23 protein-coding genes are annotated in these 25,541 nt (G+C 58.6%); 13 read left to right on the forward strand and 10 right to left on the reverse strand.

All coding sequences use genetic code 11. From position 1 onward, the window contains the following. Positions 1 to 152: 152 nt before the first annotated feature. The gene (locus ICA15_RS24475) at positions 153 to 1,031 is read left to right on the forward strand and encodes a DMT family transporter (RefSeq protein ID WP_150617335.1); all 879 of its coding nucleotides are present in this window, start codon (positions 153 to 155) and stop codon (positions 1,029 to 1,031) included. Between the two features lie 108 nt (positions 1,032 to 1,139). Here ICA15_RS24475 and ICA15_RS24480 read toward each other — a convergent pair whose 3' ends face one another. Next, positions 1,140 to 2,477, reverse strand: a complete 1,338-nt coding sequence (locus ICA15_RS24480; RefSeq protein ID WP_210554875.1) for an MFS transporter — start codon at positions 2,475 to 2,477, stop codon at positions 1,140 to 1,142. A 360-nt stretch (positions 2,478 to 2,837) separates the two neighbouring features. Between ICA15_RS24480 and quiC the strand changes: the two genes are divergently transcribed. Both quiC and ICA15_RS24490 read left to right on the forward strand, forming a co-directional pair. Continuing rightward, on the forward strand, positions 2,838 to 4,739 hold the full coding sequence (gene quiC, locus ICA15_RS24485) for a 3-dehydroshikimate dehydratase QuiC (protein WP_210554876.1): 1,902 nt from the start codon (positions 2,838 to 2,840) through the stop codon (positions 4,737 to 4,739). A gap of 102 nt (positions 4,740 to 4,841) precedes the next feature. Next, positions 4,842 to 5,519 carry a TetR family transcriptional regulator gene (locus tag ICA15_RS24490; RefSeq protein WP_150602161.1) on the forward strand — a complete coding sequence of 226 codons (678 nt, stop codon included), beginning with the start codon at positions 4,842 to 4,844 and terminating at the stop codon, positions 5,517 to 5,519. Positions 5,520 to 5,598: 79 nt separating this feature from the next. Here ICA15_RS24490 and ICA15_RS24495 read toward each other — a convergent pair whose 3' ends face one another. The 4 genes from ICA15_RS24495 to ICA15_RS24510 form a co-directional block, all read right to left on the reverse strand. Beyond that, complete coding sequence (locus ICA15_RS24495) at positions 5,599 to 6,453, reverse strand: shikimate dehydrogenase (protein ID WP_210554877.1); 855 nt, start codon at positions 6,451 to 6,453, stop codon at positions 5,599 to 5,601. Then, positions 6,450 to 6,899 carry a type II 3-dehydroquinate dehydratase gene (gene aroQ, locus ICA15_RS24500; protein ID WP_042561186.1) on the reverse strand — a complete coding sequence of 150 codons (450 nt, stop codon included), beginning with the start codon at positions 6,897 to 6,899 and terminating at the stop codon, positions 6,450 to 6,452. Before aroQ ends, ICA15_RS24495 begins: the two co-directional genes overlap by 4 nt. A gap of 270 nt (positions 6,900 to 7,169) precedes the next feature. Beyond that, positions 7,170 to 8,249 carry a tRNA (uridine(54)-C5)-methyltransferase TrmA gene (gene trmA / locus ICA15_RS24505; RefSeq protein WP_210554878.1) on the reverse strand — a complete coding sequence of 360 codons (1,080 nt, stop codon included), beginning with the start codon at positions 8,247 to 8,249 and terminating at the stop codon, positions 7,170 to 7,172. Next, a complete protein-coding gene (locus ICA15_RS24510; protein ID WP_150602166.1) occupies positions 8,246 to 9,541 on the reverse strand; it encodes an NCS2 family permease in 1,296 nt (431 codons plus the stop codon). Before ICA15_RS24510 ends, trmA begins: the two co-directional genes overlap by 4 nt. Positions 9,542 to 9,807: 266 nt before the next feature. On the opposite strand from ICA15_RS24510, the gene ICA15_RS24515 reads away from it, so the two are divergent. After that, positions 9,808 to 10,212 (forward strand): DUF4879 domain-containing protein, encoded by a 405-nt coding sequence (locus tag ICA15_RS24515; protein ID WP_224450917.1) that lies wholly within the window; start codon positions 9,808 to 9,810, stop codon positions 10,210 to 10,212. Positions 10,213 to 10,278: 66 nt separating this feature from the next. Further along, a complete protein-coding gene (locus tag ICA15_RS24520) occupies positions 10,279 to 10,830 on the forward strand; it encodes a DJ-1 family glyoxalase III (protein ID WP_210554880.1) in 552 nt (183 codons plus the stop codon). A 6-nt stretch (positions 10,831 to 10,836) separates the two neighbouring features. Here ICA15_RS24520 and ICA15_RS24525 read toward each other — a convergent pair whose 3' ends face one another. After that, positions 10,837 to 12,075 carry an MFS transporter gene (locus tag ICA15_RS24525; RefSeq protein WP_150617344.1) on the reverse strand — a complete coding sequence of 413 codons (1,239 nt, stop codon included), beginning with the start codon at positions 12,073 to 12,075 and terminating at the stop codon, positions 10,837 to 10,839. 560 nt (positions 12,076 to 12,635) lie between these two features. On the opposite strand from ICA15_RS24525, the gene ICA15_RS24530 reads away from it, so the two are divergent. The 3 genes from ICA15_RS24530 (at position 12,636) to ICA15_RS24540 (ending at position 15,344) form a co-directional block, all read left to right on the forward strand. Then, positions 12,636 to 14,081: a cytochrome ubiquinol oxidase subunit I gene (locus ICA15_RS24530; protein ID WP_150617345.1), complete on the forward strand. Its 1,446-nt coding sequence runs from the start codon at positions 12,636 to 12,638 to the stop codon at positions 14,079 to 14,081. Between the two features lie 3 nt (positions 14,082 to 14,084). Beyond that, positions 14,085 to 15,092 carry a cytochrome d ubiquinol oxidase subunit II gene (cydB, locus tag ICA15_RS24535; RefSeq protein WP_150602171.1) on the forward strand — a complete coding sequence of 336 codons (1,008 nt, stop codon included), beginning with the start codon at positions 14,085 to 14,087 and terminating at the stop codon, positions 15,090 to 15,092. An 84-nt stretch (positions 15,093 to 15,176) separates the two neighbouring features. Continuing rightward, entirely contained in the window at positions 15,177 to 15,344 is a 168-nt protein-coding gene (locus ICA15_RS24540; protein WP_150595284.1) for a DUF2474 domain-containing protein, read from the forward strand. Between the two features lie 68 nt (positions 15,345 to 15,412). On the opposite strand, the gene ICA15_RS24545 is transcribed toward ICA15_RS24540, so the two are convergent. Together ICA15_RS24545 and ICA15_RS24550 are read right to left on the reverse strand one after the other, a co-directional pair. Then, positions 15,413 to 16,537, reverse strand: coding sequence for a methyltransferase (locus ICA15_RS24545; RefSeq protein ID WP_210554881.1), 1,125 nt, complete (start codon positions 16,535 to 16,537; stop codon positions 15,413 to 15,415). Between the two features lie 174 nt (positions 16,538 to 16,711). After that, positions 16,712 to 17,425, reverse strand: a complete 714-nt coding sequence (locus tag ICA15_RS24550) for an autoinducer binding domain-containing protein (RefSeq protein WP_210554882.1) — start codon at positions 17,423 to 17,425, stop codon at positions 16,712 to 16,714. 319 nt (positions 17,426 to 17,744) lie between these two features. On the opposite strand from ICA15_RS24550, the gene ICA15_RS24555 reads away from it, so the two are divergent. After that, positions 17,745 to 18,521, forward strand: a complete 777-nt coding sequence (locus ICA15_RS24555; RefSeq protein ID WP_210554883.1) for a ferredoxin--NADP reductase — start codon at positions 17,745 to 17,747, stop codon at positions 18,519 to 18,521. 45 nt (positions 18,522 to 18,566) lie between these two features. On the opposite strand, the gene mscL is transcribed toward ICA15_RS24555, so the two are convergent. Beyond that, complete coding sequence (gene mscL, locus ICA15_RS24560; protein WP_150602175.1) at positions 18,567 to 18,980, reverse strand: large-conductance mechanosensitive channel protein MscL; 414 nt, start codon at positions 18,978 to 18,980, stop codon at positions 18,567 to 18,569. A gap of 287 nt (positions 18,981 to 19,267) precedes the next feature. On the opposite strand from mscL, the gene ICA15_RS24565 reads away from it, so the two are divergent. Genes ICA15_RS24565 through radA form a run of 3 tightly spaced genes read left to right on the forward strand, consistent with a single transcriptional unit; the run spans position 19,268 to position 22,827 of the window. Continuing rightward, a complete protein-coding gene (locus tag ICA15_RS24565) occupies positions 19,268 to 20,809 on the forward strand; it encodes a catalase (RefSeq protein ID WP_150617347.1) in 1,542 nt (513 codons plus the stop codon). Between the two features lie 59 nt (positions 20,810 to 20,868). Continuing rightward, positions 20,869 to 21,414, forward strand: a complete 546-nt coding sequence (locus ICA15_RS24570; protein WP_210554884.1) for an ankyrin repeat domain-containing protein — start codon at positions 20,869 to 20,871, stop codon at positions 21,412 to 21,414. 45 nt (positions 21,415 to 21,459) lie between these two features. Then, positions 21,460 to 22,827, forward strand: a complete 1,368-nt coding sequence (gene radA / locus ICA15_RS24575) for a DNA repair protein RadA (RefSeq protein WP_008084632.1) — start codon at positions 21,460 to 21,462, stop codon at positions 22,825 to 22,827. A gap of 113 nt (positions 22,828 to 22,940) precedes the next feature. On the opposite strand, the gene ICA15_RS24580 is transcribed toward radA, so the two are convergent. Next, positions 22,941 to 23,309, reverse strand: coding sequence for a PilZ domain-containing protein (locus ICA15_RS24580; protein ID WP_210554885.1), 369 nt, complete (start codon positions 23,307 to 23,309; stop codon positions 22,941 to 22,943). Between the two features lie 159 nt (positions 23,310 to 23,468). Between ICA15_RS24580 and ICA15_RS24585 the strand changes: the two genes are divergently transcribed. Beyond that, on the forward strand, positions 23,469 to 25,535 hold the full coding sequence (locus ICA15_RS24585) for a carbon starvation CstA family protein (RefSeq protein ID WP_150617350.1): 2,067 nt from the start codon (positions 23,469 to 23,471) through the stop codon (positions 25,533 to 25,535). Positions 25,536 to 25,541 lie beyond the last annotated feature (6 nt).

Raw genomic sequence — 25,541 nt, forward strand, 5'->3', positions numbered from 1 at the left:
AAAGACTCGGCTAGCAGGCAGCACCGGTTTTGCGCTCGTGTTCTAAGGTTTCCCGGCGATGCCGTGCGCTGTTCGCCCACTATTTCGAATGTTGTCTGTGAGAGTCTGACGCCCGGCTCTAGATTGTTTCGCAGTATTTACAAGGAGTGCTCATGACCGTCAGTACACCGTTATCCGGCGTCAACCAACCCTTCAAAGGGATCATGCTGATCGTCGTGGCGACCTTCCTGTTCTCCAGTCATGACGCGCTGTCGAAGTACCTCTCCGGGTTTTATCCGATCGTGATGGTGGTGTGGGCGCGCTATGTGGTGCACACCCTGCTGATGGCGGGAATTTTTCTGCCGCAATCCGGGTTGCGCGTCCTGCGCACCAAGAAGCCTTTGTGGCAGTTGATCCGCGCACTTTGCCTGCTCGGCACCAGTCTGTTCTTCACCACGGCGCTGATGTACATCCCGCTGGCGGAAGCCACGGCGGTGAACTTTCTGGCGCCGGTGCTGGTGACAGCGTTGTCGGTGCCACTGCTCAAGGAGCGAGTGACCCGTGGTCAATGGATCGCGGTGATTTGCGGTTTTATCGGCGTACTGATCATCGTCCATCCCGGTGGCGAACTGTTTACACCGGCTGTTTTGCTGCCGCTGTGCTCGGCACTGTTTTTTTGCTTCTACCAGTTGCTCACTCGCAAGCTCGCCGAAGTCGACAGCCCGACCACCAGCAACTTCTTCGCCGGGTTGTGCAACACGTTGGTGATGAGTGCGCTGGTGCCGTTCTTCTGGCAGGTGCCGACGTTGACCCATGCCGGGCTGATGCTGGCGCTGGGCAGTTGCGGGATGACCGCGCACCTGTTCCTGACCCAGGCATTCCGCCATGCCGCGCCGGCGTTGCTGGCGCCGTTCGGGTATTGCCAGATTGTGTTTGCGGGGCTGTTGGGCTGGCTGCTGTTCAATCACACGCCGAGTGGGTTGACGGTGATCGGTATTGCAGTGATCTGTTGCAGCGGTTTGGCGGCAGCGTGGCAGCAGAGCCGCCGCTGAAAGTAGCGACACAAAACCCCTGTAGGAGCTGCGGCACGCTGCGATCTTTTGATCTTGTTGTTAAAGATCAAAAGATCGCAGTGTGCCGCAGCTCCTACAGGGGTTGGATCACTCGGTGATGGTTGGAATCTTGCGCGGCGCCATGAAGTACATCCAGATCAGCGCGAGGAAATACATCGCCGGAATCAGGGTGAACAGCACGGTGTAGTTGTTATTCGTCACGGTGAGGATATGGCCGACGATCTGGGTCATGAACATCCCGCCGATCGCCGCGCACATCCCGCCGAAACCGAACACCGTACTCATCATGTGCTTGGGCGTGTAGTCCATCACCAGGCTCCAGATGTTCGCGGTCCAGGCCTGATGCGCGCCGATCGCCAGGGAGATGGCAGCCACCGCAACCCACAGATTGGCGGTACCAGCGGCCATGACCACACCGATGATGCAGCAGGCGAACAGGAACATAGACAGCAACCGCGCCTTGATCGAGTTCATCCCGCGACCGATCAGGAACGAAGACAGAATGCCGCCACCGACACTGCCGAAATCGGCGGTGACGTAGATGATGATCAACGGGATACCCATCTGGGTCACGTTGATGCCCAGGTTGTATTGCTGATTGAGAAACGGCGGCAGCCAGTACAGGTAGAACCAGAACACCGGCGCGGTCAGCGAGTAGGCGAGGGCGAAGGCCCAGGTGCCACGCATGCGCAGGATTTTCGAGAACGGCACGCGTGCCTGTTCCGGTTCGACTTCCTGCTGGATGTAGTCGAGTTCGGACTGTTTCACGCTCGGGTGGTCTTCCGGGTTGAAGTACTTCAAACACCAGAACACCAGCCAGATGCCGCCCAGCGCCGCCATGCACAGAAACGCTGCCTGCCAGCCCCACACATGCAGAACCAGTGGTAACAGCATTGGCGTGAACATGGCGCCGACATTGGTGCCGGCGTTGAAGATGCCGGTGGCGACGGCGCGTTCACCAGCGGGGAACCACAGGCGCGTGGTTTTCACGCAGGCCGGGTAATTCGCCGCCTCGGTCAGACCGAGAATAAACCGGCAGACCATGAAACCCACCGCCGAAGTGGCCAGGCCGTGCGCGCCGGTGGCCAGGCTCCAGAGCAGCACGGCGCAGAAGAACACGCGCTTGACGCCGACCCGATCGATCAGCCGCCCTTGCAGGACAAAACCGATGGCGTAGCCGACCTGAAACCAGAAGTTGATGTTGGCGTAATCCATCGCCGTCCAGCTCATTTCCTTGGCGAGGATCGGTTGCATGACGCCGAGGGCGGCGCGGTCGATGTAGTTCAGGGTGGTGGCGAAAAACACCAGCGCCAGCATGCCCCAACGGGTTTTGCCGACCGCCATGGCGCCGCGGATCTTGTCGCCGATGCCACCATTGGCAGTGCTCATGGCCGGGGCCATGCGGGAAGTCTGTGAAGGAATCATGTGTTCCACCCGTTTTTGGATTTGTTATTTGGTGTTCTTTTGTTGTCGAACACTGCGACCGGTGGTTCATGTCCGGACTCAATGTGCAGTCGATGTTGGGCAGTGGACGAAAAATCGTCAATTCGTCAAACCGCCATTGTGTTCGATAATCGCCCGCAAAACTAACCGGGTAGTACACTTTAAATTGCTGCGCGAGGTGATGCAGCCAATAATTTCCCCACGATAAAAAACCATCTCGTGTAGGAGCTGCCGAAGGCTGCGATCTTTTGATTTTGCTATTTTGGGAATCAAGATCAAACGATCGCAGCCTTCGGCAGCTCCTACAGTAAAGATAAAGCGGCGCAGTCCGGGAGTAGAAGCATGCAGCGTTCCATTGCCACGGTTTCCTTGAGCGGCACCCTGCCGGAAAAACTCGAAGCCATCGCCGCCGCCGGGTTCGACGGGGTGGAGATTTTCGAAAACGACCTCCTGTACTACGACGGCAGCCCGCGGGAAATTAAACAGATGTGCGCCGATCTCGGCATCGCCATCACCCTGTTCCAGCCGTTCCGGGATTTCGAAGGCTGCCGCCGCGATCGGCTGGCGCGCAATCTGGAGCGGGCGGAACGCAAGTTCGATCTGATGCAGGAACTGGGTACCGACCTGGTGCTGGTGTGCAGTAACGCATCGGCCGACAGTGTTGGCGATCAGCAGATTCTGATAGATGACTTGCGGCTTCTGGCGGAGCGCGCCGGGGCACGCGGTTTACGCATCGGTTATGAAGCGCTGGCGTGGGGCCGACACGTAAACACTTATCAACAGGTCTGGGATATCGTGCGTCAGGCCGACCACCCAAGCCTTGGCGTGTTGCTCGACAGCTTCCATACCCTGTCGTTGAAAGGCGATCCGTCTGCCATCGCCAACATACCCGGCGACAAGATCTTTTTCGTGCAAATGGCTGATGCGCCGATTCTGGCAATGGATGTGCTGGAGTGGAGCCGACATTTCCGCTGCTTCCCCGGGCAGGGCGAATTCGATCTGCCAGGGTTTCTTGCGCCGATCATCCAGAGCGGTTACACCGGGCCGCTGTCGCTGGAAATCTTCAACGATGGTTTCCGTGCCGCGCCGCCACGGGCTAACGCGGCCGATGGTTTGCGTTCGTTGCTGTATCTGGAAGAGAAGACCCGTCAACGGCTGGAGCAAGATGCAGCGCCGGTGGCCAATCGCGAAATCCTCTTCGAAACGCCCAAGGCCAGCGAGTACAACGGCGTCGAGTTTCTTGAGTTCGCCGTTGATGAAAGCCTCGGTGCCAAGCTCTCGAACTGGCTGGAACGCCTGGGTTTCGTCAAGGCCGGGCAGCACCGCTCCAAAAGCGTGAGCCTGCTGCGTCAAGGTGATATCAACCTGATCCTCAATTCTGAGCCGTACTCGTTTGCGCACAGTTTTTTCGAGGCCCACGGTCCATCGCTGTGCGCCACCGCCGTGCGGGTCAAGGACAGCGCCAGTGCGCTGGCCCGTGCCGTTGCTTATAAAGGTCAGCCCTATCGCGGGTTGGTCGGGCCGAACGAGCTGGAATTGGCGGCGGTACGTGCGCCGGACGGCAGCCTGATTTATCTGGTGGATGAGCAGGCAGATGTCTACGGCACCGACTTCAATCTGCTGCCCGACACACCGGGACGTGGCGGCCTCAAGCGCATCGATCACATGGCCATGGCACTGCCGGCGGACAGCCTCGACAGTTGGGTACTGTTCTATAAAAGCCTGCTGGATTTCGAGGCCGACGACGAGGTGGTCCTGCCCGACCCGTATGGTCTGGTGAAAAGCCGCGCGTTGCGCAGTCGCGACAGCTCGATCCGATTGCCGTTGAATATTTCCGAGAACCGCAACACGGCGATTTCCCACGCACTGTCGAGCTATCGCGGTTCCGGTGTGCATCACATCGCCTTCGATTGTGATGACATCTTCGCCGAAGTCAGTCGTGCCAAGGAGGCGGGTGTCCCGTTGCTGGATATCCCGCTCAACTATTACGACGATCTCGCCGCGCGTTTTGATTTCGACGACGAATTCCTCAGTGAGCTGGCGTATTACAACGTGCTGTATGACCGCGATGCGCAGGGTGGCGAGCTGTTTCACGTCTACACCGAGCCGTTTGAGGGGCGCTTCTTCTTCGAGATCATCCAGCGTAAAAATGGCTATGCCGGGTATGGTGCGGCGAACGTTGCGGTGCGTTTGGCCGCAATGGCCAAATCACGCAGTGGCGCGGTGCGTCAGGCGAAGTTGTAGGTAATTCGTAAACGCGGGATTAAACACGGGTCGCGCGGCTTCCTTCACTGTGCGGCTCGGCCCATAATCGCCAGCCTGTGCAGTGATGGCCGTGAGCCCGCAATGACAATAAATTCAGAACTTTCCGCAGCCCCCGTCGAGTCCGCCGCAGAGCCGCGCAAAAGTCGCAAGAACAACCCGGAAAAGACCCGTGAGAACATCTTGCAGGAGGCGATCGTCGAGTTCGTCCAGCAGGGATTGTCCGGTGCCCGCGTCGACGCGATTGCCGAGCGCATCCACACCTCCAAACGCATGATCTATTACTACTTCGGCAGCAAAGAGCAGTTGTACGTCGAGGTGCTGGAAAAGCTTTACGGCGACATCCGTAACACGGAAAACCGTCTGCACCTGGCTGAATTGTCGCCAGTGGTGGCGATTCGGCGGCTGGTCGAGTTCACCTTCGATCATCACGACCGCAACGTCGATTTCGTGCGTATCGTGTGCATCGAAAACATCCACAACGCCGAGTTCGTGAAGCGATCCGACGCGATCAAGGCGATGAACAACACCATCCTCGATTCACTCGGCGAGATTCTGCGCCGGGGTGCCGAGGAGGGTGTATTCCGCGCCGGGCTCGATGCGCTGGATGTGCATTTGTTGATCAGTTCGTTCTGCTTTTATCGCGTGTCGAACCGCCACACGTTCAGTGAGATTTTTCAGATTGATCTGCCGGACGAAAGCATCAAGCAGCGTCATCGCGAGATGATTTGCGATTCGGTGTTGCGCTATCTGCAGGCCTGACAAATCAAAAGATCGCAGCCTTCGGCAGCTCCTACAGGTTTTTTTGCAGGAGCTGCCGAAGGCTGCGATCTTTTGATCTTTAAATGTTCATGCTTTGAAAATGCGCCAGCATCCGCTGCGCATCCGGCACCACGCCGCTGAACAACTCAAACGCCTTCACCGCTTGAAACACCGCCATATTGCCGCCATCCAGTGTCCGACAGCCCAATGCGCGGGCGTTGCGCAGCAGCTCGGTTTCCAGCGGGAAATAGACGATTTCCGCCACCCACAATTCCTTGCGCAACAGCTCCACAGGCACCGGCATGCCCGGCAGTTTGGCCATGCCCATTGGCGTGGTATTCACCAGGCCGTCAGCCTGATTCAGTGTGCTTGGCAAGTCGTGACCAGCTACCGCGCGACCCGGACCAAAATGCTGATTCAGGTTATTTGCCAGACTCTCGGCACGGTCACGATCTACGTCGAAAATACTCAGTTGCTGTACGCCTTCGCTCAACAGCGCATGGGCCACTGCCGCGCCAGCGCCACCGGCACCCATCTGAACGACGCGCTCGCGGGCAGCGTCCTTCAAACCACGGCGAAAACCCTCGGCAAACCCGAGGCAATCGGTGTTGTGGCCGACACGTTTGCCATCCTTCAGCACCACGGTATTCACCGCGCCGATGCCGCGCGCTTCGTCAGACAGTTCGTCGAGCAGCGGGATGATCGCTTGCTTGCACGGAAAGGTAATGTTCAACCCGGTGTAGTTCATCCGTTCGGCGGCCAGTAACAAGTCGGGCAGGGCGCTGCTGTCCATGTGCAGTTGGTCGAGGTCGATCAACCGGTACAGATAACGCAGACCCTGTGCATCGCCTTCGTGCTCATGCAGCGCAGGCGTGCGCGAGGCTTGAATGCCGGCGCCGATCAGTCCGGCCAGTATTACGTTTTTGCGAATCATGCCGCGCATCCCTTCAGCCGCTGGCTGAAATGTTCCAGGGCCAGACGATAGCCGTGGCTGCCAAACCCGCACATCACTGCCGTGGCGATGGCGGAAACGAAGGAGTGGTGACGGAACGCCTCGCGTGCGTGGACATTGGACAGGTGCACTTCGATCACCGGCAATTCACTGGCCACCAATGCATCACGAATCGCCACTGAGGTGTGCGTCCAGGCCGCCGGATTGATCACGATCCCGGCGCAACGGCCACGGGCGGCGTGAATCCAGTCGAGCAATTCGCCTTCGTGATTGGTCTGGCGAAACTCCACGGTCAGGCCGAACTCCTCACCGGCACGACCGCACAGGGCAGAGATGTCAGCGAGGGTTTCGTGGCCGTAAGTTGCTGGCTCACGGGTGCCGAGCAGATTCAGGTTCGGGCCGTTGAGCACCAGAACGATAGGGGGCATGAGAGGAAACTCCACTTATTGTTTTTGGCTTTGGCCGAGGGTTTCAGCCTGTGGAGATAAAATGTACTAGATGGTTACATGGGTCAATTGAACGCTTGGTTGCTTTGGGTTTTTTGTTCGGTGATCGCACAGATCAAAAGATCGCAGCCTGCGGCAGCTCCTACATTTTGAACGCACTCCCCCTGTAGGAGCTGCCGCAGGCTGCGATCTTTTAAGGCACCCACAAAAAAGCCGTCATCACGACGGCTTTCTTGTATCCAGCATCTGTAATCAGCGCCGGGTCAGCAGCACACCCGATTCCATGTGATGCGTCCACGGGAACTGGTCGAACAACGCGCACTGGGTGATGCGGTGCGTGTCGTGCAACTGGGCGATGTTGGCCGCCAGGGTTTCCGGGTTGCAGGAGATGTACAGGATGTTGTCGAAACGCCGGGTCAGTTCGCAGGTGTCCGGGTCCATGCCGGCGCGCGGTGGATCGACGAATACGCTACCGAACTCGTAGCTTTTCAGGTCGATACCGTGCAGGCGACGGAACGGACGGACTTCGTTGAGCGCTTCGGTCAGCTCTTCGGCGGACAAACGTACCAGCGTGACGTTATCCACAGCGTTTTCGCTGAGGTTGCTCAACGCGGCGTTGACCGACGTCTTGCTGATTTCGGTGGCCAGTACTTTACGCACGCGGGTCGCCAGCGGCAGGGTGAAGTTGCCGTTGCCGCAATACAGCTCCAGCAGATCGTCAGGGCGATCGCCCAGCGCTTCGTAAGCCCAGTTCAACATCTTCTGGTTCACCGTGCCGTTAGGCTGGGTGAACGCGCCTTCCGGCTGGCGGTAGCTGAAGGTGCGGCCGCCGACTTCAAGTTGCTCGACCACATAATCCTGGCCGATGACTTCGCGTTTGCCCTTGGAGCGACCAATGATGCTGACGCCCAGATCCGCCGACAACCGGGTCGCCGCCGCGTGCCAATGCTCGTCCAGCGGACGGTGGTAGCACAGGGTGATCATTGCGTCGCCGGCCAGTGTGGTCAGGAACTCCACCTGGAACAGCTTATGACTCAACGCCGAACTCGCCTGCCACGCAGCCTTCAATTGCGGCATCAACTGGTTGATGCGCAGGCTGGCAATCGGGAACTCTTCAATGAGGATCGGCGTGCGCTTGTCGTCTTGGGAGAACATTGCGTAATGCCGCTCACCGCCCTCGCGCCACAGACGGAATTCGGCACGCAGGCGGAAGTTCGCAAGCGGCGAGTCGAACACGGTCGGCTCGGGTGCATCGAACGGCGCCAGCAGATCACGCAGGCGCGTGACCTTGGCTTCCAGTTGTTCGGCGTAAGCTTTGGAATCGAAAGTCATGCGTTGAACCAACCCAACTTGATCACGAACAGAATCGACAGAATCACCAGCGCCGGGTTCAGCTCACGAGCGCGGCCCGACAGCAGCTTGATCGCGGTCCAGGAGATGAAGCCAAACGCGATGCCGTTGGCGATCGAGTAAGTGAATGGCATGGCCAGCGCAGTCACGACGACCGGCGCGGCGACGGTGATGTCATCCCAGTCTATTTCCGCCAGGCCCGAAGTCATCAACACGGCGACGAACAGCAGCGCCGGTGCCGTGGCGAACGCCGGAACGCTGGCCGCCAGTGGCGAGAAGAACAACGCCAGCAGAAACAGAATCGCCACGACGATGGCCGTCAGGCCGGTACGGCCGCCAGCACTTACGCCAGCAGCGGATTCGATGTAACTGGTGGTGGTCGAAGTGCCCAGCAGCGAACCGGCCATGGCCGCGGTGCTGTCGGCGATCAGTGCGCGCCCCATTTTCGGCATGTGGCCGTCCTTGCCCATCAGGCCGGCACGCTTGGCAACGCCGATCAGGGTGCCGGAGTTGTCGAACAGGTCGACGAACAGGAAAGCGAAGATCACGCTGACCAGACCGATGTCCAACGCGCCTTTGATGTCCAGTTGCAGGAAGGTCGGCGCCAGCGAAGGTGGCAACGAGGTCACGCCGCCGAACGGGGTGAAGCCCATGGCGATCGAGGTAATGGTCACTGCCAGAATGCCGATCAGCACCGCGCCGCGCACTTTCAGCGCTTCGAGAGCAACAATCAGGGCGAAGCCGAGGGTGGCGAGGATTGGTGCAGGTTGCTTCAGGTCACCGAGGCCGACCATGGTCGCCGGATTGCTAACCACGATGCCGGCGTTGTGCAGGGCGATCAGCGCCAGGAAGAGGCCGATACCGGCAGCAATTGCCGAACGCAGCGGCAGCGGGATGCTGTTGATGATCCATTCGCGGATGCGGAAGATCGACAACAGGAAGAACAGCACCGCGGAAATGAACACCGCACCCAGCGCGACTTGCCAGGTGTGGCCCATGTGCAGGACGACGGTATAGGTGAAGAAGGCGTTCAGACCCATGCCCGGTGCGAGGGCGATCGGGTAGTTGGCGATCAGGCCCATGACCGTCGAGCCAATGGCCGCGGCCAGGCACGTGGCGACGAACACCGCGCCCTTGTCCATGCCGGTCTCGCCGAGAATGCTCGGGTTGACGAACAGAATGTAGGCCATGGCCAGGAAAGTCGTGATGCCCGCCAGAATCTCGGTCCGCACGTTGGTGTTGTGTGCCTTGAGTTGAAACAGCCTTTCCAGCATGTCCGCTCCCCGTGGCGCGCGTGGCGCCGTGAATGTATCGACCTCAACAGCAAAGCACAGACCGTAGCAAGCGCCTGGGAAATTATGGTGGGCCGGAAAAAGCCGCGCATCATACCAGCAGCGTGAGGAATATGGCGGATGTTGGTGTCGATCGTCGGCGAAGTTTTGCGCTGTGGTCAACTGCGCCATACTGCGCGCAGTTTTTTGGTGATGGGGGAAGCATGAGCAAGTGCCGGTTTACAGCGTTTGGATTGATCGCAGGCCTGATGGCCGGGACGTCGGCAGTGTGGGCCGCCTCGGCGCCGCCCTTGTCGCAAGTCAAAGTCATCAAGGTGCAATCTTCGGCCTGCGGCCTTGAAGACATCGCCGATGGTCAGGCGCAAACCCAGTGCAATCACAACGGCGCGAGTATCAAGGTCTACGTGCTGGAAGTCGGTTATGGCCAGAACCAGCCGCAGGCCACGCTCGACGGTTTTGAAGTGAATGGCACCCGGGCCCCGGTCTGTGCCTTTGATACCGGCAATCTGACTGAATGTACGCCCGGCAGCAAAACCGTCGGCTCTCTTTATACCTTCGATCTGGCGGGCAAGCAGGAAGGCACCTTCACCTTCAGCAACACCTCGATCAACGCTCCGCGCAATACGATGTCGACGCAGCTTTACATCAAGTAACGGCTGTTGCTGCGCGATCCGGGCGAAGCTGACTACGCTTTGAAGATCACCCAGCGGAAAGCGCCCATGACCTTTAGAGCCCTGATTACCCTCGCCGAGGGCATCGATGATCTGCACAGCGTGACCCTGATCGACGTACTGCGCCGCGCCGGCATCGAAGTGCTGGCGGCCAGCATCGAAGGCCGGCGCATGTTGACCTGCGCCCGCGGCACACGCCTGACCGCTGACGGCATGTTGGTCGATGTGCTGGCGCAGACCTTTGACCTGATCGTCCTGCCCGGCGGTGCCGTCGGTTCGCAACACCTGGCGGCGCATCAACCGCTGCAACAACTGCTCAAGGATCAGGCCAGCGCCGGACGCCTGTTCGCCGCCATCGCCGAAGCCCCGGCCGTCGCCCTGCAAGCCTTCGGTGTTTTACGCCAGCGACGCATGACCTGCCTGCCGAGCGCCAGCCATCAATTGTCGGGTTGTACGTTTGTTGATCAACCCGTTGTCGTCGACGGCAACTGCATCACCGCCCAGGGCTCCGGCGCCGCGCTGGAGTTTGCACTGACGCTGGTCGAGCAACTGGGCGGCAAGGCGCTACGGGTGAAAGTGGCGGGGGAGTTGGTGGTTTGAATAGCTTCAAACCTTCACCTCTTCCACCGGCACATGCATCCGGTCGCGGTTAGCCAGCGTCGGGAACAGTTTGATCCACGTCCCCGTCACCACCAGCGTGCCAATCCCGCCCATGACCACCGCCGGCACGGTGCCGAACCAGTGGGCGGTGACGCCGGATTCGAATTCGCCCAACTGGTTCGAGGCGCCAATGAACAGGCCGTTGACCGCGCTGACCCGGCCGCGCATTTCGTCCGGGGTTTCCAGTTGCACGAAGGAGGCGCGGATGACCATGCTGATCATGTCTGCCGCGCCGAGCACCACCAGCACCGCCAGCGAGAACCAGAACGAAGTCGACAGGCCGAAGGCAATGGTCGCGACACCGAAGATACCGACAGCGGTGAACATCACCCGGCCGACGTTACGCTCTACGGCAAAGCGCGCGAGGAACAGCGACATCCCCAGCGCGCCGACTGCCGGCGCCGAGCGCAGCAAACCAAGACCCCACGGCCCGGTCAGCAAAATGTCTTTGGCGAATACCGGCAGCAGCGCAGTGGCGCCACCGAGCAGCACCGCGAACAGATCCAGCGAAATCGCCCCGAGGATGTCCGGGCGGCTGCGGATGAAGCGAATCCCTGCCAGCAGTGAGTCCAGCGTGGCTTTGCCTTTGTTCAACGGTGTCTGACGGGCCGGCAGGTTGAGCATCAACGTGCAGGCAATCACATACAGCAGCACGGTCGGGCCATAGACCCAGACGCTGCCGAACGCATAGAGCAGACCGCCGAGCGCCGGGGCAACGATGGTTGCCGATTGTTGCGCCGATTGCGCCGCCGCGACGGCCCGCGGGAACAGCGCACTGGGCACGATGCTCGGCAACAGCGCCTGAGTGGTCGGCATCTCGAACGAGCGCGCTGCGCCGAGCAGGAAGGCGAGGATGAAGATCATCTCCCGGGTTACGTGATCGGTGGCGCTGCCAATGGCCAGCGCCAGAGCGATCAACGCCTGCAAGGACTGGCAGATGGCAGCGACCTTGCGCCGGTCGTAGCGGTCGGCGACGTGCCCGGTGTGCAGCATGAACAGCAGGCGCGGGGCGAATTCGACCAGCCCGACCAGTCCCAGATCGAGGACGTTGCCGGTCAGTTGATAGAGGTTCCAGCCGATGGCCACGGTGAGCATCTGAAAGCCGCTGGCCGTGAAAATCCGTGCAAACCAGAACGCAAGGAAGGGGCGATGATGACGTAACAGCAGGGGCTCTTGGCTGGGCATCTGAAGGCAGGTCTGGCTCGGAGGGAATTGCGAGATTATCACCAGTCTGTAACAGGAAGTTGCTATGACAAAAAAATTAGTTAGGCAGACATCGATTTTCCTATGAGCGCGAATCAACCCTGTGGCGAGGGGATTTAGCGAAACGTCGCACCGCCCCGTTCGGCTGCGCAGCAGTCGCAAATTCGGCGACGCGATTCGATTGAAGGACGCGTTGAATGGATTCGGGGCCGCTTCGCAGCCCAACGGGGATAAATCCCCTCGCCACAGGGAACTGCACTCATCAAAAAAACCGGTTCAGGTGTTCGATCAGGCAATGAGGCAACTTGTCACGCGGCAAACGGCCACGCGGTTGTTCGTCGCAAATGGGACTACTCTTTCAACGTTGCTTGATCCAGATCAAGACCTCAAACGGAATTGATCCGGTGGCCAGTTGGCCAGACTCCCTGCGTCGCGATGTGTTTAAAAAGAACGAATCAGAATTCGCCGCACTCCATATCCGTGGGGGCAGTGGGTGCAGGCCTCCGGGTCCGCAGCCGGTATTACCTGACAGAGGAAGCCATATGTTCGGTTTAGAGGCACTCGATCTCGCCCGAATTCAATTCGCGTTCACCATCTCGTTCCACATCCTGTTCCCGGCCATCACCATCGGTCTGGCGAGTTACCTCGCGGTGCTCGAAGGCCTGTGGCTGAAAACCCATAACGATACCTACCGTGACCTCTACCATTTCTGGTCGAAGATCTTTGCCGTCAACTTCGGCATGGGCGTGGTTTCCGGGCTGGTCATGGCCTATCAGTTCGGTACCAACTGGAGCCGTTTTTCGGACTTCGCCGGCGCCGTCACCGGGCCTTTGCTGACGTATGAAGTGCTCACGGCATTCTTCCTTGAAGCCGGTTTCCTTGGCGTGATGCTGTTCGGCTGGAACAAGGTCGGCCGCGGCTTGCACTTCTTCTCCACGGTGATGGTGGCGATCGGTACGTTGATTTCGACCTTCTGGATTCTGGCCTCCAACAGCTGGATGCAGACGCCGCAAGGCTTCGAAATCATCAACGGTCAGGTGATTCCAACCGACTGGTTTGCAATCATCTTCAACCCGTCTTTCCCTTACCGCCTGATGCACATGGCGACTGCGGCGTTTGTTGCGACGGCATTTTTCGTCGGCTCGTCAGCGGCCTGGCACTTGCTGCGCGGCAAGGACAACCCGGCGATCCGCACCATGCTGTCGATGGCGATGTGGATGGCACTGATTGTTGCGCCGATCCAGGCTGTCATCGGTGATTTCCACGGTCTCAATACCCTCAAGCATCAACCGGCAAAAATCGCCGCGATCGAAGGCCACTGGGAAAACAAGGGTGACGAAGCGACACCACTGATCCTGTTCGGCTGGCCGGACATGAAGGAAGAGAGAACCAAATTTGCCGTGGAGATTCCGTATCTCGGCAGCCTGATTCTCACGCACTCGCTGGATAAGCAAGTACCTGCGCTCAAGGACTTCCCGCCCGAAGACCGGCCGAATTCGACCATCGTGTTCTGGTCGTTCCGGATCATGGTCGGCCTTGGATTCCTGATGATTTTCACCGGCCTGTGGAGCCTGTGGCTGCGTAAGCGCGACACGCTCTACACCTCGCGTCCGTTTCTTTATCTGGCGCTGTGGATGGGGCCGTCCGGTCTGATTGCGATCCTTGCAGGCTGGTTTACCACTGAAATCGGCCGCCAGCCGTGGGTGGTTTACGGGTTGATGCGCACGGCGGATGCATCTTCCAATCACAGCTTTGCGCAGATGAGCATCACGCTGATCATGTTTGTGGTGGTGTATTTCGCGCTGTTTGGTGCCGGTCTCGGCTACATGATGCGCCTGGTGCGCAAGGGGCCGAAAATCAGCGAGGGCGAAGAAACACCGGAAGGTGGGCCTGGCAAGAAACGCACACCGGCCCGTCCGTTGTCCGCAGCCGACGATTCGTCCGATGCCGACCACGGCGACGACGTCACCCTGAACAAGGAGATTTGACTCATGGGTATTGATCTTCCGCTGATCTGGGCCGTGATCATCATCTTCGGCATCATGATGTACGTGGTCATGGACGGCTTCGACCTCGGGATCGGGATCCTCTTCCCGTTCATTCCGGGCAAGGTCGACCGTGACGTAATGATGAACACCGTCGCCCCGGTCTGGGACGGCAACGAAACCTGGCTGGTGCTCGGCGGCGCGGCGCTGTTTGGCGCTTTCCCGCTGGCGTACTCGGTGGTGTTATCGGCGTTGTACCTGCCGCTGATCTTCATGCTGATCGGTTTGATTTTCCGCGGCGTCGCGTTCGAGTTTCGTTTCAAGGCCAAGGACGACAAGCGTCACCTGTGGGACAAGGCATTCATCGGTGGCTCGGTGGCCGCGACGTTCTTTCAGGGGGTGGCGCTTGGGGCGTTCATCGATGGGTTGCCGGTGGTCAATCGGCAATTTGCCGGCGGATCGCTGGATTGGTTGACGCCGTTCACGATGTTCTGCGGCGCGGCACTGGTGGTGGCTTACGCGTTGCTCGGCTGTACGTGGCTGATCATGAAGACCGAAGGCAAGCTCCAGGAGCAGATGCATAACCTCGCTCGACCACTGGCCTTCGTGCTGTTGGCGGTGATCGGTATTGTCAGTATCTGGACGCCGCTGGCCCATCCGGACATCGCGACGCGCTGGTTCAGCATGCCTAACCTGTTCTGGTTCATGCCGGTGCCGATTCTGGTGCTGGTGACGATGTATGGCTTGATCCGCGCCGTGGCGCGTAACGCCAACTACATGCCGTTCCTGCTGACGCTGGTGCTGATCTTCCTCGGCTACAGTGGTCTGGGCATCAGCCTGTGGCCGAATATCGTGCCGCCGTCGATCTCGATCTGGGACGCCGCCGCACCGCCGCAAAGTCAGGGCTTCATGCTGGTCGGCACGCTGTTCATCATCCCGTTCATCCTGGGTTACACCTTCTGGAGCTACTACGTGTTCCGCGGCAAGGTTACCCATGAAGACGGTTATCACTAAAGCTGTGGGAGCGGACTAGTTCCGGGCGGTGTTCCGGCGATGGCGTCGGCTGCGGCGCCATCGTTCTAACTGAGGATCGATGCAATGACTGGCAAACATTCCCTGCACGACATTAAAGAAGCCGAAAAAAAGCCGCTGTGGCAGCGGCTCGGCTGGTTGGCCATGATCTGGGTCGGTAGCGTCGGCGCACTGTTTATCGTCGCAAGCCTGATGCGCATGTTCATGAACGCTGCAGGTCTGACCACTCATTGAAACGTCTGGTCGCCTTCGAGGCGTGGATTTGAAACCCTCCGAACGGAGGGTTTTTTTTGCCTGCCGTTTTACTTGCGGGCTTTGAGAATCACGAATTTCGGTGTGTTTGCCACTTGCTCGACGCCGCGGAACAGCCGCGCCAGTTTGCTGTGATAGCCCAGATGGCGGTTGCCGACGATGTACAACGCACCGCCCACCACCAACGCTTCGCGCGCTTGCTGAAACATGCGCCAGGCCAGGAAATCACCGACCACTTGCTGCTGATGGAACGGCGGATTGCACAGCACCACGTCAAGCGATTGCGCTTCCTGACCGGCCAGACCGTCGCCGGCACGCACGATCACGTCGCGATCACCGAGCGCTGCGCGCCAGTTCTCGGCAGCCGACTGCACCGCCATGAACGATTCGTCGACCAGCGTGTAATGCGCGTCGGGGTTTTGCAGGGCGCTGGCAATTGCCAGCACACCGTTGCCGCAGCCAAGGTCGGCGACACGTGCAGTGCCAAGGTTCTTCGGCAGATGCGGGAGAAAGGCACGGGTGCCGATGTCCAGGCCTTCTCGGCAGAATACGTTGGCGTGGTTGAGCAGTTCGATGGCCGGAGTGTCGAGACGATAACGCGAAGGGTAGGGCGACACCGCCGCTTCTTTCGCTTCAGGGGTGGCAACCAACAGTCGTGCCTTTTTCACTGCCAGTGAAGCCTGCACCGGGCCGATGTAGCGTTCCAGCAAATCGCCAGCAGCGCGCGGCAGGTGTTTAACCATGGCGGCGGCGACCACTTCTGCGCCGGGCGCCAGTTGCCCTTGCAGGCGAATCAGTTGTTCTTCCAGCAAGGCCAGGGTTTTCGGTACGCGAATCAGTACTCGGTCGAATGGACCGACCAAAGGCTCGCTCGCCGGGATCCCCTGGATCGCATCAAAGGCCTGGCCGTTGCGCAGCAGATTTTTCTCCAGGCCCTGAAAGCCGAGAAATGAGTCGCCGCTGCTGCTGACTTCAACCTTGCCCAACAGACTGGCGGCCAACGCGCCGAAACTGTCGTTGAGGACCAGTACCCGTGTGCTGGCCACCGGTTGCTGCGCCGCCAGATGATTGAGCAGGTATTCATCGGCTGCGTCGAAAGCTTGCAGCGGTTCATTTTGCTGTTCGGGCTGGCGGATCAGGTCAAGTTGGGCGAAGGGCGTGTCAAGCAAGGGCATGGGGCGGGGACTCAGGGTGATCAAGATGTGTTCCGCGGCCGGGTCTCTTGCGGCGGAACCCGACCAAGTGGACTGCGACGCTGGCAGTTGGCGTCATCACTCGGGAAGGGCACAAATGGTACGTTTTTTTCCAGTGGAATACCCGTAAGTTTTGAAGGGCGCCAAGCGGCAGGTTCAGATAATGCCAGCTCTGGCCGCGGCGATAACCGCAGAAATCTTGTTGCAGACGTTGAGTTTCTCAATCACGTTTTGTACGTGATAGTTGACGGTACGCTCGCTCAGGCTGAGAATTTTTGAAATCTCATACGCTGTCTTTCCGCCGGCGGACAATTGCAGAACCTCTAGTTCTCGTGGCGAAAGGTGCGGCTGGTCGGGCTTGGTCGACTGCTTTGGCAACGTACGAGCAAACAATTCGCTCAAATGACTGGCTGCGTAAAAGATGTAGCCGAAATGTTCATACAGTTCGAGTGGGCTGATCGGGCAGTGCTTGCGCGCCAGGCTGAGGATACTGCACAAGCCGCTTTCCTTGTGATGGAAGGATTGCGACCAGCCATGTTGCAGGCCTTGTTGCTGCAAGGCTTGCCACACATGCGGAGCCTTCGCATACAGCGTTTCATTCCAGACAATCGGCATCATTGAGTGATTGCAGTGTGCTACTACTGGATCTATTGAACTGAATTTTTTTTGTTCATACTGCGTGTTCCATTCTTCGGGGTAGTTATTGATTTGCAAGGTGTTTGGCGATGTAACTTGTTTCGGCAACGCAACAGTTACGGCACAAAAGTTGAAACCAAGATTTTCGGCAAATCTGAGCAATATCGGATACGCAGTATCGATGCCCTTGGCGAAAGTCAGCTGCTTCAACTGCGACTCCTTCCACGTTTCCATTAAAAAATGCTCCGTGCAATTTCTGGGGTGCCTCTTGGATCCAATCCGATCCGCACGAAAACGAGTGTAGGACGTTTCCCACTTGGCGTTCTGATTATTTTGCTCTTGGATCAAGTGATTATTTGAATGACTGGTTATTAAGTACAGAGTGTTTTATATGTGACTTATCATTGTTACAGAATTTTACTTGTGAACAAGAAATGGAAAAGTGCACTCACCTTATCCATAGGACAGTCATCCTGATATCACTACAAATCAGTGGTTTTTAAGCGCACGACTTTGCGCGAGACTGTTGGTCAACCGTTGAATGGAGTGCCCAATGACTGCCAGCACAGAAAAATTCACCCATCAGACCTTGCTCGACGTGCAGCCGTTGACGCCCAGCCTGTTCACCTTGCGTACCACCCGGGATCCCGGGTTTCGCTTCCGAGCCGGTCAGTTCGCCCGACTCGGCGTGATCAAGGCCGATGGCAGCACGGTTTGGCGCGCCTACTCCATGGTGTCCTCACCGTTTGACGAGTTTCTTGAGTTTTTTTCTATCTTAGTACCCGGAGGCGAGTTCACCAGTGAACTGAGTCGACTGGAGGTCGGCGATACCTTGATGGTTGAACGTCAGGCCTATGGCTATCTGACCCTTGATCGTTTCGTCGACGGGCGGGATTTGTGGTTGTTGTCCACGGGTACGGGAGTCGCGCCTTTCCTTTCTATCCTGCAGGATTTCGAAGTCTGGGAAAAATTCGAACGGATCATCCTCGTATACAGCGTCAGGGAAGCGCGCGAATTGGCTTATCAGTCGTTGATCGCTGAACTGGCACAGCGTGATTATCTGGCGGAGCACATCCACAAGCTGCAGTACATTGCGACCGTCACTCGCCAGACGCACCCCGGCGCGCTGAACGGGCGGATCACGACACTGATTGAGAACGGTGAGCTTGAGCGAGCCGCCGGTGTGGAAATGTCTGCTGAACACTCGCGCGTCATGCTGTGTGGCAATCCGCAGATGATCGACGACACGCGCGCCTTGCTCAAACAGCGGCACATGAGCCTGAGCCTTACTCGGAGGCCTGGCCAGGTGGCGGTTGAAAACTACTGGTGAACAAACGGCGCCTCGCAGGCGCCGTTTTTTTTTGGTGTGGCTGATTCAGGGCTGATTGTTCTGAGCCTTGAGCAAATCTCGGATCTCGCCCAGCAATTCCTCTTCTTTGGTCGGAACCGGCGGCAGGGTAGGCGCCACGGCTTCTTCGCGCTTCAGACGGTTGATGGCTTTGACACCCATGAAAATCGCGAAAGCGACGATCACGAAGTCCAAAACGGTCTGGAGGAACTTGCCGTACGCGAGCATCACCGCAGGTGCATCGCCCTGAGCGGCTTTTAGCGTAATGGCCAGATCACTGAAGTCCACTCCACCGATCAACAGGCCGATTGGCGGCATGATCACGTCACCGACAAAGGATGAAACGATTTTGCCGAAGGCGGCACCGATGATGATACCGACGGCCATGTCGACCACATTGCCTTTGACCGCGAAGGCCTTGAACTCGTTAAGCACGCCCATAGGTTATTTCCTTGTTACAGATGAGTTTTGGTGTGCGCAGTGTAAATCAGCAAAACGCGTCCTGCGCGAAACACCTTCTTACAATGCACGTTTTTATCGACACATGATCAGGCGATTAGTTTGCAAAGTGCCACTAATCGCGCGCGGATTACGCCATAAGCACATGACTTGGAAGGCATTTTTTTCAATCATTGCGTTACGTTCTTTCTATTTATGTTCAACGCCGCAGGCCTCTAGCCTTGGGTTGGCGCACCTGGATGCGCCCAAAAAAAACAGAGGATCCTGATATGAATTCCGCTATTGGACTGGGGGCTTTTCCCCATCGCCGCACGCTTGGGGTAATCACCGCCAGCCTGTTGAGCTTTTCCGTGCATGCCGCTCCCTTGACCCGCGACAATGGTGCGGCGGTGGGTGACAACCAGAACTCGCAGACGGCAGGGGCCAATGGCCCGGTGCTGTTGCAGGACGTGCAACTGATCCAGAAGCTGCAGCGCTTTGACCGCGAGCGCATTCCCGAGCGCGTGGTACATGCTCGCGGCACCGGTGCCCACGGCAATTTCACGGTAACCAACGACCTTAGCGACTTGAGCAAGGCCAAGGTGTTCGCCGCCGGCCAGAGCACTCCGGTATTCGTGCGTTTCTCCGCCGTGGTTCACGGTAACCACTCTCCGGAAACCCTGCGTGATCCGCGCGGTTTCGCCACCAAGTTCTACACGGCCGACGGTAACTGGGACCTGGTTGGCAACAACTTCCCGACCTTCTTCATTCGCGATGCAATCAAATTCCCGGACATGGTGCACGCGTTCAAGCCTGACCCACGTACCAACCTTGATGACGATTCGCGCCGGTTCGATTTCTTCTCCCATGTGCCCGAGGCTACGCGCACGCTGACCGAGTTGTATTCCAACTCGGGTACTCCGGCCAGTTATCGAGAGATGGATGGCAATGGTGTGCATGCTTATAAGTTGGTAAATGCCAAAGGCGAGGTGCATTACGTCAAGTTTCACTGGAAGAGCTTGCAGGGCATCAACAATCTGACGCCCAAGCAAGTCGGCAAAGTCCAGGGTCAAGACTACAGTCACATGACTAACGATTTGGTTACTAATATAAACAAGGGCAACTTCCCGAAGTGGGACTTGTACATCCAGGTGCTAAAACCACAAGATTTGTCCAAGTTTGATTTCGATCCATTGGATGCAACAAAGATCTGGCCGGGTATCCCGGAGCGAAAAGTTGGACAAATGGTTCTAAACCGTAATCCGGCAAATGTGTTCCAGGAAACCGAACAAGTTGCCATGGCGCCGGCTAACGTAGTTCCTGGTATCGAGCCTTCGGAAGACCGTTTATTGCAAGGTCGAGTGTTCTCTTATGCCGATACACAAATGTACCGCCTCGGTGCCAATGCCCTGCAATTGCCGATCAACGCACCGAAAGTTGCGGTGAACAATGGCAATCAGGATGGTGCGATGAACTTCGGTGCCAGCGCTTCCGGCGTGAACTATCAACCGAGCCGTCTGCAACCGCGTGAAGAAACGCAAACCGCGCGCTACAGCCAGATGGCGCTGTCGGGCAGCACGCAGCAGGCGAAGATCCAGCGTGAGCAGAACTTCAAGCAGGCAGGCGATCTGTACCGCTCGTTCAGCAAGAAAGAGCGTCGCGATCTGATCGACAGCTTTGGCGGCTCGCTGGCCACCACCGATGACGAGAGCAAGCACATCATCCTGTCCTTCCTTTATAAGGCTGATCCCGAGTACGGCACCGGTGTCACTGAGGTGGCCAAGGGTGATCTGAACCGGGTCAAGGCACTGGCAGCCAAACTGGTCGACTGATTCCACGCAACGTAACGCGGGGCCTGAGTCAGGCCCCGTTTCGCTGAGGGAGATTGCTGATGCGTGTTTATCTTTTGCTGTTGTTCGGGGTCATGTCCTGTGGTGCGCTGGCAGCACCGGCCGTGCAAAGTCCTGACGCGATCAAGGCACAGCTACAGGATTACTATTTCGACGCCGCCCGGCGCGGTGATGTGCCGATGCTCGATATCTTTATCGAGTCCGGTTATTCACTCGATACGCGCGACGACAAGGGCTACACCGCGCTGATTCTGGCGGCTTATCACGGTCAGGCACCCGCAGTGGAGCGCTTGCTCGCCGCCGGTGCGGATGCCTGTGCTCAGGACCAGCGCGGTAATACGGCGCTGATGGGCGCGATTTTCAAGGGTGAGTTACAGATTGCCCGCCGACTGATGGCCACCGATTGCAGCCCCGATCAACGCAACGGTGCCGGTCAGACGGCGGCGATGTACGCGGGTTTGTTCAAGCGCCTTGAATTGCTCGACGCGCTGCAAGCCAAAGGCGCCGACCTGAATGCTGAGGATCCGCTGGGTAACAGTGCCGCGCGTCTGGCCAGCGGCGAGATCCGTACCGCAGCGCCGCGCTGATCGGCGGCGCGTGCGTTATCATCGCGGTTTTTGTCGGGGGTTCTGATGGCCAAGGCCAAGCGCATGTACGGCTGCACCGAGTGCGGCGCAACCTTTCCCAAGTGGGCCGGCCAGTGTGGCGAGTGCGGTGCCTGGAATACGCTGACCGAAACCATGATCGAGAGCGGCGGCGCGACAGCCCCCTCCGGACGCACCGGTTGGACCGGGCAGCAGGCGCAGATCAAAACCCTGGCCGAAGTCAGCGTCGAAGAGATTCCACGGTTTTCCACTGCCTCCAGTGAGCTTGATCGTGTGCTGGGCGGCGGCTTGGTCGATGGCTCGGTGGTGTTGATCGGCGGCGACCCGGGTATCGGCAAGTCGACGATTCTGTTGCAGACCCTGTGCAACCTCGCCAAGAGCATGCCGGCGCTGTACGTCACCGGCGAGGAATCCCAACAGCAAGTGGCCATGCGCGCCCGCCGCCTAGGTTTGCCTCAGGATCAGCTACGGGTGATGACCGAAACCTGCATCGAGACCATCATCGCCACGGCACGTCAGGAAAAGCCCAAGGTGATGGTGATCGACTCCATTCAGACGATCTTCACCGAACAACTGCAATCGGCGCCCGGTGGCGTATCTCAGGTACGCGAGAGTGCGGCGTTGCTGGTGCGCTATGCCAAGCAGAGCGGCACGGCGATTTTCCTCGTCGGCCACGTGACCAAGGAAGGCGCGCTTGCCGGCCCGCGCGTGCTTGAGCACATGGTCGACACCGTGCTGTATTTCGAAGGCGAATCCGATGGCCGTTTGCGTTTGCTGCGGGCGGTGAAAAACCGCTTCGGCGCCGTCAACGAGTTGGGCGTGTTCGGCATGACCGACAAGGGTTTGAAAGAAGTCTCCAACCCTTCGGCGATTTTTCTCACCCGTGCCCAGGAAGAAGTCCCAGGCAGCGTGGTGATGGCGACGTGGGAAGGCACCCGGCCGATGCTGGTGGAAGTGCAGGCGCTGGTCGATGACAGTCATCTGGCCAACCCGCGCCGAGTTACGCTGGGTCTGGATCAGAACAGATTGGCGATGTTACTGGCGGTTTTGCATCGCCATGGCGGCATACCGACTCACGATCAGGATGTGTTCCTCAACGTGGTGGGTGGGGTGAAGGTGCTGGAAACCGCATCTGACCTGGCGCTGATGGCGGCCGTGATGTCGAGCCTGCGCAATCGACCGTTGCCCCATGACCTGCTGGTGTTCGGCGAAGTCGGGTTGTCCGGCGAAGTGCGTCCGGTGCCCAGCGGTCAGGAGCGCTTGAAGGAAGCGGCCAAGCATGGCTTCAAACGCGCCATTGTGCCGAAGGGCAATGCGCCAAAAGAGTCGCCGCCGGGCTTGCAGATCATCGCCGTGACCCGCCTGGAACAGGCCCTCGACGCCCTCTTCGAATAACCACAATCCCCTGTAGGAGCTGCCGAAGGCTGCGATCTTTTGATCCTGATCTTTTAAAAAGCAAGATCAAAAGATCGCAGCCTTCGGCAGCTCCTACAGGGGGCCGTTTTTGATCAGATTTCGATCAGCGCACCCAATTCCCGCTCCAGCTCCTGCGGATCACCGAGGTTGAACTCGATCAAGCGCCGCAGCCGTTCGATCGACTCAAGGCTGATGTGCTTGCAGACAAAGCCCAACTGGCCGTGGTCATCGTGGGTCAGTTGCACATCCATCTTGATGCCGACCTCATCATTGAGATGAATATCGACCAGAAAGTGCCACTGCGGATTGCCCAGCCACGGCTCGGGTTTTTCGATCAACAGTCCCTTGAGCGACAGATCGATCAACTTGACCGGCCAGATGTACTCGCCCTGACTCAATTCAGTTCTGGCATCGAACGCGATACGTTTGAATCGGCGACGCTCTGCTGGGTGCTCGCTCATGGCGCAATCCTCTCGAAGGTTTGCTGACTATAGACCCGACCAACCGGGTGCAGCCAACGATCAGGGCGTCTAGACCTATGTCGGGGTATGGCCTTTGTCGCCGTAAGCGCTAAACTCGGGGTGGCTGTCTTTCTTGTCCACCCTGGCTGGAATAATAAAATGAAAAACAATAATAGCCTGCTACGCCACTTACCCTGGCTAGTGCTGGCAATCGTAGGAGCGTGCGCCCTGGGCGTAGTGGCATTGCGCCGAGGCGAGGCGATTAACGCCTTGTGGATTGTGGTCGCTGCCGTGGCCATTTATCTGGTTGCGTACCGTTACTACAGCCTGTTCATCGCAACCCATGTGATGCAACTCGATCCGCGTCGGGCCACCCCCGCCGTGCTCAACAACGACGGTCTGGATTACGTTCCAACCAACAAACACATTCTTTTCGGTCACCACTTCGCGGCGATTGCTGGCGCGGGGCCTCTGGTCGGTCCGGTTCTGGCGGCGCAGATGGGGTATCTGCCCGGCACGCTGTGGCTGATTGCCGGTGTGGTGCTGGCGGGCGCGGTGCAGGACTTCATGGTTCTGTTCATGTCGACCCGTCGCAACGGCCGTTCCCTGGGCGACATGGTGCGTGAAGAAATGGGCCGTGTTCCCGGCACCATTGCACTGTTCGGCTGCTTCCTGATCATGATCATCATCCTCGCGGTGCTGGCGCTGATCGTGGTGAAAGCACTGGCCGAAAGCCCGTGGGGCATTTTCACCGTGATGGCGACTATCCCGATCGCGATGTTCATGGGCATTTACATGCGCTACATCCGCCCGGGCCGCATTGGTGAAATCTCCGTGGTCGGCGTTTTGCTGCTGCTGGGTTCGATCTGGCTCGGTGGGCAGATTGCCGCCGATCCGGTGTGGGCCAAGGCGTTCACCTTCACGGGTGTGCAGATTACCTGGATGCTGGTCGGCTACGGTTTTGTCGCTGCTTCGCTACCGGTCTGGCTGATTCTGGCGCCGCGTGACTACCTCTCCACGTTCCTCAAGATCGGTACCATCGTCGCGTTGGCGATTGGCATTCTGGTGACCATGCCCGAGCTGAAAATGCCGGCGCTGACCCAGTTCGTCGACGGCACCGGCCCGGTGTGGAAGGGCGGTCTGTTCCCGTTCCTGTTCATCACCATTGCTTGCGGTGCGGTCTCCGGTTTCCACGCGCTGATTTCTTCGGGCACCACGCCCAAGCTGCTGGATAACGAAACCAACGCCCGTTACATCGGTTACGGCGGCATGTTGATGGAGTCGTTCGTGGCGATCATGGCCATGGTCGCTGCATCGGTGATCGAGCCTGGCGTGTACTTCGCCATGAACAGCCCGGCTGCAGTTGTCGGCAGTGACGTGGTATCGGTTGCGCAAGTGGTCACCAGTTGGGGTTTTGCGATTACGCCTGAGGCGCTGCAAGCCGTGGCGAATGACATCGGCGAAACCACCATCCTCGCCCGTGCCGGCGGTGCACCGACCCTGGCGGTGGGTATTGCGCAGATCCTGCACAGTGTCCTGCCGGGTGAGAACACCATGGCGTTCTGGTACCACTTCGCGATCCTGTTTGAAGCGCTGTTCATCCTGACCGCAGTCGACGCCGGTACTCGTGCCGGACGTTTCATGCTGCAGGATCTGCTCGGCTCCTTCGTTCCGGCGCTCAAGCGTACTGAATCCTGGACCGCCAACCTGATCGCCACCGCCGGTTGTGTGGCGATGTGGGGCTGGTTGCTGTACCAGGGCGTGATCGATCCACTGGGCGGCATCAACACCTTGTGGCCGCTGTTCGGTATCTCCAACCAGATGCTGGCCGGTATCGCGCTGATGCTCGGCACCGTGGTCCTGATCAAGATGAAGCGCCAGCGCTACATCTGGGTCACGCTGCTGCCGGCAACCTGGCTGTTGATCTGCACCACGACCGCAGGCTTCATCAAGCTGTTCGACGCCAACCCGGCGATCGGCTTCCTGTCGTTGGCCAAGAAGTACAGCGATGCGCTGGCCAATGGTCAGGTGCTGGCTCCAGCGAAAAGCGTCGAGCAGATGCAGCATGTGATCTTCAACGCTTACACCAACGCCACGCTGACTGCGCTGTTCCTGTTCGTGGTATTCAGCATCCTGTTCTATGCGCTCAAGGTCGGCATCGCTGCCTGGGGCAAAAAAGAGCGTACGGATAAAGAATCGCCATTCCAGGCTCTGCCGGATGCGTAACCAGAG

The organism is Pseudomonas sp. P116, assembly GCF_020149425.1.
Lineage (GTDB): Bacteria > Pseudomonadota > Gammaproteobacteria > Pseudomonadales > Pseudomonadaceae > Aquipseudomonas > Aquipseudomonas anatoliensis.

Bases quoted from the DNA above. Each gene is read 5' to 3' on its own strand.
- ICA15_RS24475 (WP_150617335.1), top strand. From the start codon at position 153: ATGACCGTCAGTACACCGTTATCCGGCGTCAACCAACCCTTCAAAGGG.
- ICA15_RS24480 (WP_210554875.1), bottom strand. From the start codon at position 2,477: ATGATTCCTTCACAGACTTCCCGCATGGCCCCGGCCATGAGCACTGCC.
- quiC (WP_210554876.1), top strand. From the start codon at position 2,838: ATGCAGCGTTCCATTGCCACGGTTTCCTTGAGCGGCACCCTGCCGGAA.
- ICA15_RS24490 (WP_150602161.1), top strand. From the start codon at position 4,842: ATGACAATAAATTCAGAACTTTCCGCAGCCCCCGTCGAGTCCGCCGCA.
- ICA15_RS24495 (WP_210554877.1), bottom strand. From the start codon at position 6,453: ATGATTCGCAAAAACGTAATACTGGCCGGACTGATCGGCGCCGGCATT.
- aroQ (WP_042561186.1), bottom strand. From the start codon at position 6,899: ATGCCCCCTATCGTTCTGGTGCTCAACGGCCCGAACCTGAATCTGCTC.
- trmA (WP_210554878.1), bottom strand. From the start codon at position 8,249: ATGACTTTCGATTCCAAAGCTTACGCCGAACAACTGGAAGCCAAGGTC.
- ICA15_RS24510 (WP_150602166.1), bottom strand. From the start codon at position 9,541: ATGCTGGAAAGGCTGTTTCAACTCAAGGCACACAACACCAACGTGCGG.
- ICA15_RS24515 (WP_224450917.1), top strand. From the start codon at position 9,808: ATGGCCGGGACGTCGGCAGTGTGGGCCGCCTCGGCGCCGCCCTTGTCG.
- ICA15_RS24520 (WP_210554880.1), top strand. From the start codon at position 10,279: ATGACCTTTAGAGCCCTGATTACCCTCGCCGAGGGCATCGATGATCTG.
- ICA15_RS24525 (WP_150617344.1), bottom strand. From the start codon at position 12,075: ATGCCCAGCCAAGAGCCCCTGCTGTTACGTCATCATCGCCCCTTCCTT.
- ICA15_RS24530 (WP_150617345.1), top strand. From the start codon at position 12,636: ATGTTCGGTTTAGAGGCACTCGATCTCGCCCGAATTCAATTCGCGTTC.
- cydB (WP_150602171.1), top strand. From the start codon at position 14,085: ATGGGTATTGATCTTCCGCTGATCTGGGCCGTGATCATCATCTTCGGC.
- ICA15_RS24540 (WP_150595284.1), top strand. From the start codon at position 15,177: ATGACTGGCAAACATTCCCTGCACGACATTAAAGAAGCCGAAAAAAAG.
- ICA15_RS24545 (WP_210554881.1), bottom strand. From the start codon at position 16,537: ATGCCCTTGCTTGACACGCCCTTCGCCCAACTTGACCTGATCCGCCAG.
- ICA15_RS24550 (WP_210554882.1), bottom strand. From the start codon at position 17,425: ATGGAAACGTGGAAGGAGTCGCAGTTGAAGCAGCTGACTTTCGCCAAG.
- ICA15_RS24555 (WP_210554883.1), top strand. From the start codon at position 17,745: ATGACTGCCAGCACAGAAAAATTCACCCATCAGACCTTGCTCGACGTG.
- mscL (WP_150602175.1), bottom strand. From the start codon at position 18,980: ATGGGCGTGCTTAACGAGTTCAAGGCCTTCGCGGTCAAAGGCAATGTG.
- ICA15_RS24565 (WP_150617347.1), top strand. From the start codon at position 19,268: ATGAATTCCGCTATTGGACTGGGGGCTTTTCCCCATCGCCGCACGCTT.
- ICA15_RS24570 (WP_210554884.1), top strand. From the start codon at position 20,869: ATGCGTGTTTATCTTTTGCTGTTGTTCGGGGTCATGTCCTGTGGTGCG.
- radA (WP_008084632.1), top strand. From the start codon at position 21,460: ATGGCCAAGGCCAAGCGCATGTACGGCTGCACCGAGTGCGGCGCAACC.
- ICA15_RS24580 (WP_210554885.1), bottom strand. From the start codon at position 23,309: ATGAGCGAGCACCCAGCAGAGCGTCGCCGATTCAAACGTATCGCGTTC.
- ICA15_RS24585 (WP_150617350.1), top strand. From the start codon at position 23,469: ATGAAAAACAATAATAGCCTGCTACGCCACTTACCCTGGCTAGTGCTG.